Source organism: Enterococcus sp. DIV1537a (genome assembly GCF_051712085.1).
Taxonomy (GTDB): domain Bacteria; phylum Bacillota; class Bacilli; order Lactobacillales; family Enterococcaceae; genus Enterococcus; species Enterococcus faecalis.
In genome coordinates, this window is sequence record NZ_JBIOOE010000001.1 from 1,727,838 (window position 1) to 1,742,050 (window position 14,213).

At 38.2% G+C, this 14,213-nt stretch carries 13 protein-coding genes and 1 other annotated feature; all 13 genes read right to left on the bottom strand.

All coding sequences use genetic code 11. From position 1 onward, the window contains the following. Positions 1-13: 13 nt before the first annotated feature. Positions 14-838 carry a toll/interleukin-1 receptor domain-containing protein gene (locus IGJ41_RS08560; RefSeq protein WP_016622351.1) on the bottom strand — a complete coding sequence of 275 codons (825 nt, stop codon included), beginning with the start codon at positions 836-838 and terminating at the stop codon, positions 14-16. 353 nt (positions 839-1,191) lie between these two features. Continuing rightward, positions 1,192-2,490: a phosphopyruvate hydratase gene (gene eno / locus IGJ41_RS08565; RefSeq protein ID WP_002357098.1), complete on the bottom strand. Its 1,299-nt coding sequence runs from the start codon at positions 2,488-2,490 to the stop codon at positions 1,192-1,194. 131 nt (positions 2,491-2,621) lie between these two features. Beyond that, positions 2,622-3,377 (bottom strand): triose-phosphate isomerase, encoded by a 756-nt coding sequence (tpiA, locus tag IGJ41_RS08570; protein WP_002362045.1) that lies wholly within the window; start codon positions 3,375-3,377, stop codon positions 2,622-2,624. Positions 3,378-3,425: 48 nt separating this feature from the next. Further along, on the bottom strand, positions 3,426-4,619 hold the full coding sequence (locus tag IGJ41_RS08575; protein WP_002357094.1) for a phosphoglycerate kinase: 1,194 nt from the start codon (positions 4,617-4,619) through the stop codon (positions 3,426-3,428). A gap of 126 nt (positions 4,620-4,745) precedes the next feature. After that, on the bottom strand, positions 4,746-5,747 hold the full coding sequence (gene gap / locus IGJ41_RS08580) for a type I glyceraldehyde-3-phosphate dehydrogenase (protein WP_002357093.1): 1,002 nt from the start codon (positions 5,745-5,747) through the stop codon (positions 4,746-4,748). 39 nt (positions 5,748-5,786) lie between these two features. Continuing rightward, the gene (locus tag IGJ41_RS08585) at positions 5,787-6,824 is read right to left on the bottom strand and encodes a sugar-binding transcriptional regulator (RefSeq protein WP_002357092.1); all 1,038 of its coding nucleotides are present in this window, start codon (positions 6,822-6,824) and stop codon (positions 5,787-5,789) included. A gap of 419 nt (positions 6,825-7,243) precedes the next feature. Next, positions 7,244-8,122: a YitT family protein gene (locus IGJ41_RS08590; protein WP_173963914.1), complete on the bottom strand. Its 879-nt coding sequence runs from the start codon at positions 8,120-8,122 to the stop codon at positions 7,244-7,246. Between the two features lie 142 nt (positions 8,123-8,264). Then, the gene (locus IGJ41_RS08595) at positions 8,265-8,834 is read right to left on the bottom strand and encodes a TIGR01440 family protein (RefSeq protein ID WP_002365825.1); all 570 of its coding nucleotides are present in this window, start codon (positions 8,832-8,834) and stop codon (positions 8,265-8,267) included. Then, on the bottom strand, positions 8,831-9,337 hold the full coding sequence (locus IGJ41_RS08600) for an ECF transporter S component (RefSeq protein WP_002357086.1): 507 nt from the start codon (positions 9,335-9,337) through the stop codon (positions 8,831-8,833). Before IGJ41_RS08600 ends, IGJ41_RS08595 begins: the two co-directional genes overlap by 4 nt. Beyond that, complete coding sequence (locus tag IGJ41_RS08605; RefSeq protein ID WP_002385835.1) at positions 9,321-10,157, bottom strand: bifunctional hydroxymethylpyrimidine kinase/phosphomethylpyrimidine kinase; 837 nt, start codon at positions 10,155-10,157, stop codon at positions 9,321-9,323. Before IGJ41_RS08605 ends, IGJ41_RS08600 begins: the two co-directional genes overlap by 17 nt. A 153-nt stretch (positions 10,158-10,310) precedes the next feature. After that, positions 10,311-12,080, bottom strand: coding sequence for an aspartate--tRNA ligase (aspS, locus tag IGJ41_RS08610; RefSeq protein ID WP_438714258.1), 1,770 nt, complete (start codon positions 12,078-12,080; stop codon positions 10,311-10,313). Between the two features lie 17 nt (positions 12,081-12,097). Then, positions 12,098-13,399: a histidine--tRNA ligase gene (gene hisS, locus IGJ41_RS08615; RefSeq protein WP_002362049.1), complete on the bottom strand. Its 1,302-nt coding sequence runs from the start codon at positions 13,397-13,399 to the stop codon at positions 12,098-12,100. An 87-nt stretch (positions 13,400-13,486) separates the two neighbouring features. Then, positions 13,487-13,694 (bottom strand) — a binding site (T-box leader). A 62-nt stretch (positions 13,695-13,756) separates the two neighbouring features. Beyond that, complete coding sequence (gene dtd, locus IGJ41_RS08620) at positions 13,757-14,203, bottom strand: D-aminoacyl-tRNA deacylase (RefSeq protein ID WP_002357080.1); 447 nt, start codon at positions 14,201-14,203, stop codon at positions 13,757-13,759. Positions 14,204-14,213 lie beyond the last annotated feature (10 nt).

The following is a 14,213-nucleotide window of genomic DNA, read 5'->3' on the forward strand; positions in this document are numbered from 1 at the left end:
TTACCTCCTCCAATTACTCTACCTTCTCTAAATAAGAGACGTAAATATTTTTACATTTACCAATATCACTAAATTCCCGATTGTTATACGCCTTATCCTTTTTCAATTTAAACCGCACTTTTTCGCCTTCTTGAAAAGTTCCCCACGTAAGAAAAAAGAATAGCCAATGGCTTTCATCCTCTGATAGCGTGTCTAAACCTAAACTTTTAGGCTCAATTAAGCTAGGTAATTTAAAACAGTCATAGACCCCTTTTGCTGTGCCATACACAGGACGATGAGTGCTAAGAATCGTTTCAAAATATCCCTTTTCATCAGGTTTTAAATAACTTGCTTGCCGAATCAGTTGTGTCAGTTTATTTTGGAATGGCTGAATATTTTTCTCAACGTTTAGTTCAAAATCTGGCTCAGCTTGTACATCCGTGTCATGAGATAACTTTTTTAATAAGCAGTTGATTTCATTAGTACTTGTCTTATCATTAAACGCAATCGCCAAACGCTCACTGCTAATAACACCTTTCATATCTTTCATAGAAAAATTATTTAACGCAATTGGATAGTGTTTATCTGATAGCATCCAAGAAGCACCCATTTCGTTTAAGCATGGAATACTCCGATAATAATGATCAGATAAAAAATACAGCATGACAGGTTGATTGGTTAGCTCCCTTTTAATCGTGTCAAAAATTAATTCTCCTGGCTGTACACCTGTTTCAATAGTGGAACTATAAAAAATATCCTGTGTTCGAAACCCAAACTTTTTCAATAATTGGATAAACGCATCCACATATTCTTGATCCTTTGAACTATGACTAATAAAAATCTTTTTCCCGTTGCTCACTACTCAACATCCTCCAAGTTAAATTTGTGTTTTCATTTTTTTGTGAAATTCTATACTATTTCTTTAAGCGTACAGCGTTATCTGAAACCAGTCAATACTAAAATTATAAAATAACAATTATTTTGTTTTATTAAATTTTTATATAATGTTGTTTTGTTAATGTTTTGTTATTTTTAAACAAGTGATTATAGAGCGATGTACGGTTGAAGTTATTTCTAATCTATTTTTTTCAATATTTTTATAAATATAAAAAAACACGCCTTTCTTTGCAGAAAGGCGTGTTTTTACGTCCGAGTATAAGGAGAATTGGTTCATTAACCAATTGTCCCTTTAAGCGTTATTCATTAAATGAATTATTTGTTTTTTAAGTTGTAGAAAGATTTTAAGCCTTTGTATTCAGCTACATCGCCTAATTGATCTTCAATACGTAATAATTGGTTGTATTTAGCAATACGGTCAGTACGGCTTAATGAACCAGTTTTGATTTGGCCAGCGTTTGTTGCAACAGCGATATCAGAGATTGTTGAATCTTCTGTTTCACCAGAACGGTGAGATACAACTGCAGTGTAGCCAGCTTCTTTAGCCATTTCGATTGCTTCAAATGTTTCAGTTAAAGTACCGATTTGGTTAACTTTGATTAGGATTGAGTTAGCGATACCTTTTTCGATACCTTCAGCTAATTTAGTTGTGTTTGTTACGAATAAATCGTCACCAACTAATTGAACTTTGTCGCCTAATACTTCAGTTAATTTTTTGAATCCGTCCCAGTCGTTTTCGTCTAAGCCGTCTTCGATTGAAATGATTGGGTATTTAGAAACTAATTCTTCGTAGAACGCGATCATTTCTTCAGTTGTTTTTTCGCCTTCGCCTGAGTCAGCTAAAACGTAAACGCCTTTTTCTTTGTCGTAGAATTCTGAAGAAGCAGCATCCATAGCAAGAACAACGTCTTTACCAGGAACATAGCCAGCTTTTTCGATAGCTTCGATGATTACTTCGAAACCTTCTTCGTTTGAACCTAAGTTAGGAGCGAAACCACCTTCGTCACCTACTGAAGTAGCTAAGCCGCGACCTTTTAAGATTGAAGCTAATGCGTGGAATACTTCTGCACCCATACGTAAAGCTTCTTTGAATGTAGGCGCACCTACAGGCATGATCATGAATTCTTGGAAGTCAATACTGTTGTCAGCATGTGATCCACCGTTGATGATGTTCATCATTGGAGTTGGTAATACTTTTGTATTGAATCCGCCTAAGTAGTGATATAAAGGCACTTCTAGGTAATCAGCAGCAGCACGAGCTACAGCGATAGACACACCAAGAATAGCGTTAGCACCTAATTTACCTTTGTTAGGAGTTCCATCTAAATCGATCATTGCTTTATCGATAGCCATTTGATCGCGTACATCGTAACCGATGATTGCTTCAGCAATGATGTTGTTTACGTTATCTACAGCTTTAGTAACACCTTTACCTAAGTAACGAGCTTTGTCGCCATCACGTAATTCAACTGCTTCGTATTCACCAGTTGAAGCTCCTGAAGGAACCATTCCACGGCCGAAAGCTCCGCTTTCAGTGTAAACTTCTACTTCGATTGTTGGGTTACCGCGTGAGTCTAAGACTTCGCGTGCGTAAATATCAGTAATAATTGACATGTTTTGTCTCTCCTTTGAGTTTGTATTTATACTAAGGGGATTCCCTCATGTATGATTGTAGTTAATTCTCGCAAACTATGCAAACATTTTTTTGCAAAAGTCATTGAGAAAACGTTACCGTTAGTGATTTCTTATTTTACAGCATCTAATAAAGCTAAGAATGAATCTGCTTCTAAGCTTGCGCCGCCGACTAAAGCACCGTCAACATTTTCTTTTGCCATATATTCAGCGATGTTTTCTGGTTTAACAGAACCACCGTATTGAATACGAACAGCTTCAGAAACTTCTTTGCCGTATAATTTTTCAACTGTTGAACGAACAACACCACAGATTTCATCTGCAATATTAGCATCTGCAGATTTACCAGTTCCGATTGCCCAGATTGGTTCGTAAGCGATAACCATTGAAGCAACTTGTTCGTTTGATAAACCAACTAAGCCGTTAGTGATTTGACCTTCGATCCATTCCGCTGTTTTACCAGCTTCATACGTTTCTAAAGTTTCACCACAACAGAAGATTGGTGTCATACCATTTGCAAAGATTGCTTTGGCTTTTTTATTGATATCTTCATCTGTTTCGTGGAAATATTCGCGACGTTCAGAGTGTCCGATAATCACATAGTTCACACCTAAATCTGCAATTGCAGCTGGTGAGTTTTCACCAGTGAAGGCCCCAGCGTTTTCCCAGTAGCAGTTTTGTGCAGCTAATTTCACTTCAGAATCTTTTAGGTTCCAAGCTAAAGGAGCTAAGAATAATGCTGGAGATCCAATCACAGCGTCAACAACGTCGTTTGATGGAACAGCATTTTTTACTGCTTCTGCAAAGCTTTGTGCTTCGCTTAAAGTTTTGTTCATTTTCCAGTTACCAGCGATAATTGGTTTGCGCATGAAAAGCACATCCTTTTCTTTTTTTAAAAATATTGTCTTTTAAACTGATTATTTATCGTTAATAGAAGCTAAACCTGGTAAAGTTTTGCCTTCTAATAATTCTAAACTTGCTCCGCCACCTGTTGAGATGTGAGAGAATTTGTTTTCGTAGCCTAATTGAATTGCTGCAGCAGCAGAGTCCCCGCCACCGATGATTGTTGTTGCGTCTTCTAAATTAGCAATCGCTTCACAAACACCAATTGTTCCTTTGGCAAAGTTACTCATTTCAAATACGCCCATTGGTCCATTCCAAACAACTGTTTTCGCACCTTGTAATTCGTTAGCAAATAATTCAATTGTTTTTTCACCGATATCCAAGCCTTCTTCATCATCTGGGATTTCAGTTGAAGGAACCGTGTGGAAAGGAGCGTCATTGCTGAACTCTTTAGAGACAACTGTATCAACCGGTAAAACTAATTTGTCGCCAGCTTTTTCCATTAAGCTTTTCGCTAAGTCCACTTTATCTTCTTCAAGTAAAGATAAACCAACACTATAGCCTTGTGCTTTCATGAATGTGTAAGCCATACCGCCACCGATTAAAATTTTGTCGGCTTTTTCAATTAGGTTTTCAATGACAGCGATTTTGTCAGAAACTTTTGCGCCACCCAAGATTGCTACGAATGGACGTTTTGGATTTTCAACAGCTTCGCCGATGAATTTAATTTCTTTTTCCATTAAGAAACCAGCAACTGTTGGGATACCAGTTGAAGCAATTCCAACGTTTGAGGCATGTGCACGGTGTGCAGTACCAAAAGCATCATTGACAAATACATCGCCTAAAGAAGCCCAGTATTTACCCAATTCAGCGTCATTGCCGCTTTCTTTTTTGCCGTCAACATCTTCAAAACGAGTGTTTTCAAATACTAAAACGTCGCCGTCTTTCATATTGTTAACAGCGTCTTCTAATTCTTTACCACGTGTTTCTGGAACAAAAGTAACTGGTTGACCTAGTAATTCGCTTAAACGTTCAGCCACTGGTTTTAATGATTTGCCAGCTTTATCTTCTTCTGTTTTTACACGACCTAAATGAGAGAAAAGAATTGCTTTTCCGCCATTTTCAATCACGTATTTGATTGTTGGTAAAGCCGCTACGATACGATTATCGTTTGTGATCACGCCATCTTTTAACGGAACGTTAAAGTCAACACGGACAAGGACTTTTTTGTCTTTTAAATCTACATCTTTAATTGTCTTTTTAGCCATGAGTAGACCTCCTGTATTGTCAATTTTAGGATTTTTCTTTTTTAAAAAAAGAAAGCGGAGAAGCGCGTTGCTTCCCCGCTTATTATTTCACAATTGTTCAAATTTCACTAATGATAAGAATGAATCTTATAAGTTAGCGAAGTATTCTAAAGTACGAACTAATTGAGCAGTGTATGACATTTCGTTGTCATACCAAGCAACAGTTTTAACTAATTGTTTGTCGCCAACTGTCATAACTTTTGTTTGAGTTGCATCGAATAATGAACCGTAAGTCATACCTACGATATCAGAAGAAACGATTTCGTCTGTGTTATAACCATAAGATTCGTTAGCAGCTTTTTCCATTACTGCATTTACTTCATCAACAGTAACTTCTTTGTCTAATACAGTAACTAATTCAGTTAATGAACCAGTTGCCACAGGAACACGTTGAGCAGCACCATCTAATTTACCGTTCAATTCTGGGATTACTAAGCCGATTGCTTTAGCAGCACCAGTTGAGTTAGGTACGATGTTTGCAGCAGCAGCGCGCGCACGACGGAAGTCGCCTTTAGGATGTGGTCCGTCTAATGTCATTTGGTCACCTGTGTAAGCGTGGATAGTTGTCATTAAACCTTCAACAACACCAAAGTTGTCATGTAAAGCTTTAGCCATTGGAGCTAAGCAGTTTGTAGTACAAGAAGCGCCTGAAATTACAGTTTCTTCTCCAGTTAATGTTTCATGGTTTGTGTTGTAAACGATTGTTGGTACATCGTTACCACCAGGAGCTGAAATAACTACACGTTTTGCACCAGCAGTTAAATGTTTTTCAGCAGCTTCTTTAGAAGTAAAGAAACCAGTACATTCTAATACGATGTCTACGCCTAATTCGCCCCATGGTAATTCTTCAGGGTTACGGTTAGCTAAAACTTTGATTTCTTTGCCGTTAACGTTGAATGAACCTTCGTGAACTTCAACTGTACCGTTGAAACGGCCTTGAGTTGTGTCATATTTTAACAAGTGTGCTAACATTTTAGCATCTGTTAAGTCGTTGATTGCAACTACTTCGATTCCTTCTACATCTTGGATACGACGGAAAGCTAAGCGTCCGATACGTCCAAATCCATTAATACCTACTTTAACTGTCATTAAAGATTTCCTCCTTATGAAAATCAAAAATTTTTTATTTTAAAGGGTTACCCCTTTTAAAATCTCGTTTGCAGCAGCTTCATCTGTGATGAGCCACGTTTGTTTTGGTGCATTTTTCATATATGCGCGAATGGCTTTGGCTTTCGTTTTGCCGCCCGCAATTGCGACGACATAGGGAATTTCTTGTAAGTTTTTTAATTGAAGACCAATTCGTGGGATTTTATAGACCACTTTTCCTTCTTCATCAAAGAAATAACCAAACGATTCTGCCACGGCATTTTTTTGTTTGAGCATAACCATTTCGTCATCAGACATTTTTCGGCGTGCCGCCATGTGCAACGCTCGACCAATACTGTGCACCACACAGTTGGCATGACTAATTAACGTAAGAACTTCTTGAATCGAGGGTTCTTGTAATAAACTATTATACGTTTCACGACTCAATTGTTCTGGGACATATAACGCCCGGTAGTTACCACCCGTTTTGTTGGCCATTACAGCACTAATTGAATTGGCTTGGACAGAAACTGCTTCACCAATCCCTCCTCTGGCTGGAACAAACAAATTATGACGTTTTTCAGTTTCTAGTGATCCCATATTTTCGGCCACCATGGCCATTGTTGTCCCACCCATAACCGCAATTGTATTCTCACCATTTGGTAAGAGTAAATTCAGCGTATTGGTTAAGACATCTCCAAAGTCCGAAAGAACTTTCTTTTGGATATCACTATCTCCTGCAACAACGATACAACGTTGAATGCCAAAGTACTGTGTCATTTCTTTTTCGATTTGGTGCATACCAAGCAATTGATTCATGACTAATTCTAAACCTTGGTAGACTTCCAAACCGCGTTCTGTTAATGTCATCCCGCTTTTTGAAGGTTCAATCAGGTTGAGTTGCTTTAAAACATCTGTTTCTGTACGCAAGACTCGCTCTGTAATTCCCATCGTTTCTGATAAACTTCTACGTCCAATAGGTTGCATCCAATAAATATTGCGAAGGATTTGGAATCTTTCTTGTAATACATCGAGCATATCTGGAGCAACTGCTTCAATCATTTTAAATTCTTTTAACATGATGCGCTCCTTTTGTGGGTCGAAATACGTCCAAGTAAGACTGAAAACGACCTATGAACTTTAAAAAAATAGAATTGATGTTCGTTTTTCCTACTATTTATTCATAACAGTATTAAAAGTACTTATCAATTACACACTTAGTGTACCAGTTTTTTTAGGTCTTTTCAATAAAAATGATTCTTTTTTCATCGTTTTCTTTCAAATCCAAACAAAGCATTCGTTTGTGGGAAACAATAGCGACTTATTTCCGAATAATTAGATCTAATTAAACCAAAAGCAAAGGAATTCACGAACGTCTTTCAATTAACTTCTTGTTTAAATGGGAATTTCAGGTCCTCTCACAAAGCATTTTTTACTTATTTTTCAAAAAAAGCAACGAAGGAATAGACACAGCCATTCTCTCGTTGCTTCATACCCTTTTATTTGTAATCTTCTTCGTAAAAACGTCCTAAAATTTTAACATTATCTGAGATGCTGACAAAGGCATTCGGATCACTTTCTTTCATGGCTGCTTCTAAACTTGGCAACTCAAAGCGTGTCACAATAGTGAGCAAAACAGTTTGGCGGTCGTGGCGATATGCCCCTTCCGCTTCATGAATAATTGTAATACCGCGGCGCATTTTCTTTTGAATCTCATCCACGACTCGATCTGGGTTCTTGGTGACAATCATAACTTGCATTTTCTTTTGCTTAGTATAAACAGCATCTGTGACCTTCCCACTTACAAAAATTGATAACGCACTGTAGAACATGTACTGCCAGCCAAATAAATAACCTGCAACGAAGACAATTAGTGCGTTAAAATAAATTGAAATCGAGCCAACGGAACGCCCCGTTTTTTTCCGAATGGTAATGCTTAGAATATCTAAGCCCCCAGAAGAAACCCCGTTTTTTAAGACAAAACCAATTCCTGATCCAGAAATCGCCCCACCAAAAATAGCACAGATAATTGGATCTTGGGTCATCACCGTTTGCGGAACAATATGCATAAATAATGAAGTTAAAGTCACGGTAATGAAAGTAAAAATTGTAAACTTCTTACCTATTTTCTTCCACGCAATAAAGAATAACGGCACATTTAAAAGATACAATGTAATGGAGACAGGCACATTAAAACCGACAATTTTTGTTGAGAGGGTTGTTAAAATTTGTGCCAAGCCTGTTAAGCCACTGGAATAAATATTTCCTGGTTGATAGAAAAAGTTCATGGCAATTGATGCAAGAATAGCATAGACAATCGACACGGAAAATTTTGTTGTATAGTCATGAACTGGCAGTCCTTCATAAATTTTTTTCATAAATAATAGCCTCGTTTCAGGTTTTCAATAAATTACATTTCTTTTCATATTATACGTGGTTTACCGAGAGAAAAAAAGAGATTCCTATAATAATTACGGAAGATTCATCAAATGTTTATAGAAATGAAAAAAGAACGAAATCTTAACGATTTCGTTCTTGGGTTGTTTCATAATGGGCTCTTGGTCCACCAATATATTTAGGACGAGAATATAATGCTGTAACATGAGCCGCACCTAACGTTCGAATGCTCAAGCGAAGAGGAACTTGCACATGTTTTACATGCATACCGATAGATGTATCGCCAATGTCAATCCCTGCTTGAGCAACAATATGTTCAACTTCCACAGGTTCATCAAATTTTTCAAAGGCAGCCACTGAACAAGAACCGCCAGCATGTAATTGCGGTACTACAGAAACAATTTCAAAGCCTTTCTCTTCAGCCACACGACGTTCCATGGCTAGAGCACGATTAATATGTTCGCATCCTTGCACAGCCAAAGAGATGCCTTTTTTATCTAATTGTTCAATTAAGGTTGAGACAATCCATTGTCCTACTTCGGCGCTGGAATTTTTACCAATGACGCCGCCTACTACCTCACTGGTGGTACAACCTAAAACAAATAGGTCCCCTTTTTGTAAATTTCCTGCTGTAATGACTTCTTCTGTAATTGTCACTAACTGTTCTTTTAACATTTTTTCATCGATAGTCATTTGTTCATCCTTCTTTCTTCTAAACGACCATTTTTTGGTAACACACGTTTTAATGTTTGACTAAGAGGCAATGCTACAATCACCCCAAATAAGGATTGAATGATATTCCCTGGTAAAGAGGCAATCCCCGCACCCACGCCGTAAAGCCAGCTAGTCGCTAAAGCATACCCGCTAATCATGAGGAGACTGGCTAAAAGTAATCCTAGCGTTTGCATCTTTTTATTTTTATTAAAGAAGTGACCTGCTAACCAACCTTGTCCGCCATGAATCAATAACGAAAAAACGAACCATTGTGGATAGCCTGACAATAAATCAATTAAACCACCGCTTAAAGCTCCGACTGTCAAGCCACCGATCGGACCAAAAAGTAAACTAGCAATGTAAATCCCTGCATCCGCCAATGTAACAAAGCCATTTGTTGCTGGGACGGGGATAATAAAGACCATTGACACAGCCACTGTTAAAGCGGTAATTACTGCATATAGACTAATTTTTCTTGTCATTATCCGCCACACCTCCTGCTAGTAATCCTTCATGCCACACACTTCCAAAAGCTGCATTTAGCTGGACCCCAGAAACAATGGCTTCATGAACGTATGTTTTTGCTAAATCAACTGCTTCAATTAACGGATATCCTTTAACTAAATTCGCACCAATTGCAGAAGCAAAGGAACAACCAGCGCCATCAATGGTGTGGGCCATTACTTTTTCTTTGACCAATTGAATATGTTGTTGTCCATCATAAAAAAAGTCACGTGCTTCTTGACCAAGCCAACGATTACCGCCTTTAATCACCACCGTTGCCGCTCCTAAAGAGTTTAACTCTTCCGCCGCTTGTTGGACTTCTTCGACGGTTGTTAATTTTCTGCCAATGAGTAATTCTGCTTCTTTTAAATTAGGCGTTATAATCGTTGCAAATGGAAAAAGTTTTTCAATCAATAACTGCATGTATCTTTTTTCATAAACTGAAGTCGTTTCTTTAAAAGCTAAGACAGGATCCAACACCACCGGCAGACCTGCGTGCTTTTTCAAAAAGGTTGCAATTTGTAACATACTTTCTTCACTGTGAATCAAGCCAATCTTGATGCCGTCTAAACTCCCGGCAGGTATGGAAGCGAGTTGCTCTTTCACCAAAGAAGTCTCCAGGTCATGAATCTGAAAATGATTCTTGGGGGCTGTAGCAAGGCAAGTTAAAGTTGATAAGCCAAAGACTTGATGATTTTCAAACGTTTTTAAATCTGTTTGAATCCCGCCTCCTGAAAAAGGATCGGAACCGCCAATTGTTAAAATTATTTTTGTCATTTGTTTCGCTCCTTTATACACTCAGTTATCATACAAAGTTTTCTAAAAAGAAAAAACAGCCAATTGGCAGATTTTTAGCTCAGCCACTTTTTAAGTCTTTCGTTATCTTTTTCCTTCCCAAAGAAAGAGTGACCTCATCCGTCAATGAAGTCACTCTTTCTTTGGATTTAACACTTATTCGTCAATGGCTGTTACATCAATGTTTAATTCAAACAATTGTAATGGAGAAACTAAACTTGGTGCGTTGTTCATTGGGTCAATTGCTTTCCCGTTTTTAGGGAAGGCAATCACTTCACGAATGTTTTCTTCCCCAGCCAATAGCATTGCTAAGCGGTCTAGCCCTAAAGCAATCCCTCCATGTGGCGGGAAGCCATAATCTAATGCGTCTAGCAAGAAACCAAATTGGTCTTGTGCTTCTTCTTTTGTAAAACCTAACGTTTCAAACATTTTTTCTTGTAATTCTCGTGTATGGATCCGTAATGAGCCGCCACCTAATTCGTAGCCGTTTAAGACAACATCGTAAGCTTCAGCATACACAGAGGCTGGGTCTGTTGCTAAGCGGTCCACACCCTCTGCTTTTGGTTGTGTAAATGGATGATGAGCAGAAACATAGCGACCAGCTTCTTCATCATATTCAAACAACGGCCAATCCACAATCCACAAGAAATTGAATTTCGATTCATCAATTAAACCTAATTCTTTACCTAAACGTGTACGTACCGCACCTAAAGCAGCGGCTACGATTTCAGGTTTATCGGCACCAAACATTAAAATATCACCGACTTCTGCATTGGTAGCAGCAATTAATTCATCACTAACTTCTGTTAAGAATTTAGCAATCGGTCCTTTTAAGCCATCTTCTTCAACTTTTAACCAAGCTAAGCCTTTTGCGCCAAATTGACTCACATACTTACCTAAGTTATCCATATCTTTACGAGAATACTTATCTGCGGCGCCTTTTGCATTCAAAGCCTTCACATGTCCGCCATTTTCCAACGCTGCTTGGAAAACTTTGAAGTCTATGTCTTTCACTACATCTGCAACATCAATTAATTCCATAGCAAAACGAGTGTCGGGTTTATCGCTACCATAGCGTGCCATTGCTTCGTCATAGCTCATTCGTGGAAACGGAACAGAAATCTCAATTCCTTTTGTCTCTTTCATCACTTCAGCCAACATATTTTCTGTATATGTTTGAATTTCTTCTGGTGTTAAAAAGGTCGTTTCGATATCGATTTGTGTAAATTCTGGCTGACGGTCGCCTCGTAAATCTTCATCACGGAAACAACGAACGATTTGGTAATAGCGATCGAAGCCTGCCCCCATTAATAATTGTTTAAAGAGTTGTGGTGATTGTGGCAAAGCATAAAAATGACCGGCATGGACACGAGAAGGAACCAAATAATCGCGAGCGCCTTCTGGTGTTGATTTGCCTAAATAAGGAGTTTCAATGTCTAAAAAGTCATGATTATCTAAATAGTGACGGATTGTTTTCGTTACTTGGTGACGTAATTTAATGTTGTTTGTCATTGATGGACGACGCAAATCTAAATAACGATATTTCATGCGCAATTCGTCATTAACGTTATTGTCATCTTCAATGGTAAATGGCGTTGTTTTCGCAGTATTTAAAATCGTAATGTCAGTCGCCATCACTTCAAACTCGCCAGTTTTCATTTTGGGATTAATCGCTTCTTTATCACGATAAACGACTTGACCTTTAACTTCGATGACGTATTCACTACGACATTTATCAGCAATTTCCCATGCTTCTTTTGACTTTTCTGGGTTAAAGACCACTTGGACGATTCCTTCACGGTCACGTAAATCAATAAAGATAACGCCTCCTAAGTCACGACGTTTTTGAACCCATCCTTTTAATACAACTTCTTTTTCAATAAATTCGGCAGATACATTGCCGCAATAGGTTGTGCGTTTTGCCATTTCTCAATCTCTCCTTTTTATTCTTCAATCATTTTTGTCATCATTTCATCATACACTTCATCAAATGAATCATGAATAGCACTTAACGGGAAGGCTTTTTCTTCGCGTGTTGCCATTGATTTTACGTTGACAATGCCTTCATTCAATTCATTTTCACCGATTGTTAAAACTAATTTTGCTTGTAATTTATCGGCCGTTTTAAATTGCGCTTTTGGTTTGCGATTCATATAATCACGATCAGCTGAGAAACCAAAGTTACGAATGCTTTGAACAAGTTGCAAAGCTGCGACGTTGGTTTCTGAGCCAATACCAACCACATATGCGTCTAATTCAGATAACGCTGGAATCACAACTTCTTCAGCTTCCATTGTTAACAACACTCGTTCAATGCCCATACCAAAACCAAAGCCTGGTGTATCTGGGCCGCCTAATTCTTCAACTAAACCATTGTATCGGCCCCCTGCACAAATAGTTGATTGCGCCCCCATTTTAGGCGCTTCACTCATAATTTCAAAAATTGTGTGTGTGTAATAATCCAGGCCGCGAACCATATTACTATCAATTTCATAAGGAATTTCTAGTAAATCTAACATATCAGTTACTGCTTCAAAATGTGCTTTGGATGGTTCATTTAAATAATCTAAAATGGAGGGCGCTTCTGCGACAATCACCTTGTCTTTTTTATCTTTGCTGTCTAACACCCGCAATGGATTTTCATGTAAGCGACGCTGTGAATCCTCGCTTAATTCTGCCATATGTGGCTCTAAATAATCGATTAATGCTTGACGGTACGTAGCACGTGTTTCTTTATCCCCCAAGGAATTAATAACTAATTTGATTTGTTGGATGCCTAATTGTTTGAAGAAGTCCAAAGCCATAGCCATAATTTCAACATCCAATGCTGGGTTTTCACTACCAAATGCTTCCACACCAATTTGATGGAATTGACGCAAACGACCAGCTTGTGGGCGTTCATAGCGGAACATCGGCCCCATGTAATAGGTTTTGTATGGTTTCGTATATTCCGGACCATATAATTTATTTTCAACGAAGGCCCGAACAATTGGCGCTGTCCCCTCAGGACGTAGCGTCACGTGACGGTCTCCTTTATCATAAAAATCATACATTTCTTTTGAAACAATATCTGTGGTATCGCCAACACTGCGAGATATTACTTCATAATGTTCAAAAATCGGGGTTCTGATTTCTTGGTATTGATAATCTTTAAAAATCAAACGAGCTGTTTCTTCCACAAATTGCCATTTTTCAGAAGTTCCTGGCAAAATATCGTTTGTTCCTTTTGGTTTTTGATAACTCATTGTCTTTCTCTCCTTCTATCATTCCACAAAAATGTGTGCGCCATTTTCTTTTTTCTAAAAATGAAAAAAGCCCTTGTATGTTGAACATACAAGGGCGTAAAAGTCTCTTTTACACGGTACCACCTAGTTTTGAAAGATTTTACTCTTTCCTCAACGATTAACGCTCGTAACGGGACGGCTTTTCTTCCGTCCATCTCCAGAATGTCTTTCACTTTCACTGTTGAAGTTGCTCTCAGCCACGGCAACTCTCTCTTCGCAAACAAATGAAACTTACTCGTTCCTTCATAGATTTTTAATATTATCTATAAACTACTAAAGTTCTCTTAGAAAGTCAAGGGGTTCCGACAGGAAAATCAATTATTTTTCTCGTGTATCAATCACAATGGTCACTGGACCATCATTGGTCAACGACACTTGCATATCCGCGCCAAATTCTCCTGTGGCTACCGCTATTCCTTCTGCTTCTAATTGTTGATTAAATAATTCATACAAAGGAATCGCCACATCTGGACGAGCCGCTTCAATAAAACTGGGACGATTGCCTTTTTTAGTTTTTGCATAGAGGGTAAATTGAGAGATACTCAAAATTGATCCTTCAATCTCTTGAATACTGCGATTCATTTTTCCTTCGTCATCTTCAAAAACACGTAATTTACTGATTTTGCCAACAACATAAGCCACATCTTCTGGCGTGTCTTCTTGATGGATGCCCACCAGCACCATGAAGCCTTGTTTGATTTGTCCCACTATCTGCTCTTCTATCGCAACTTGTGCTTGACTAACTCTTTGAATAACTACTTTCATCTTTTTTGCC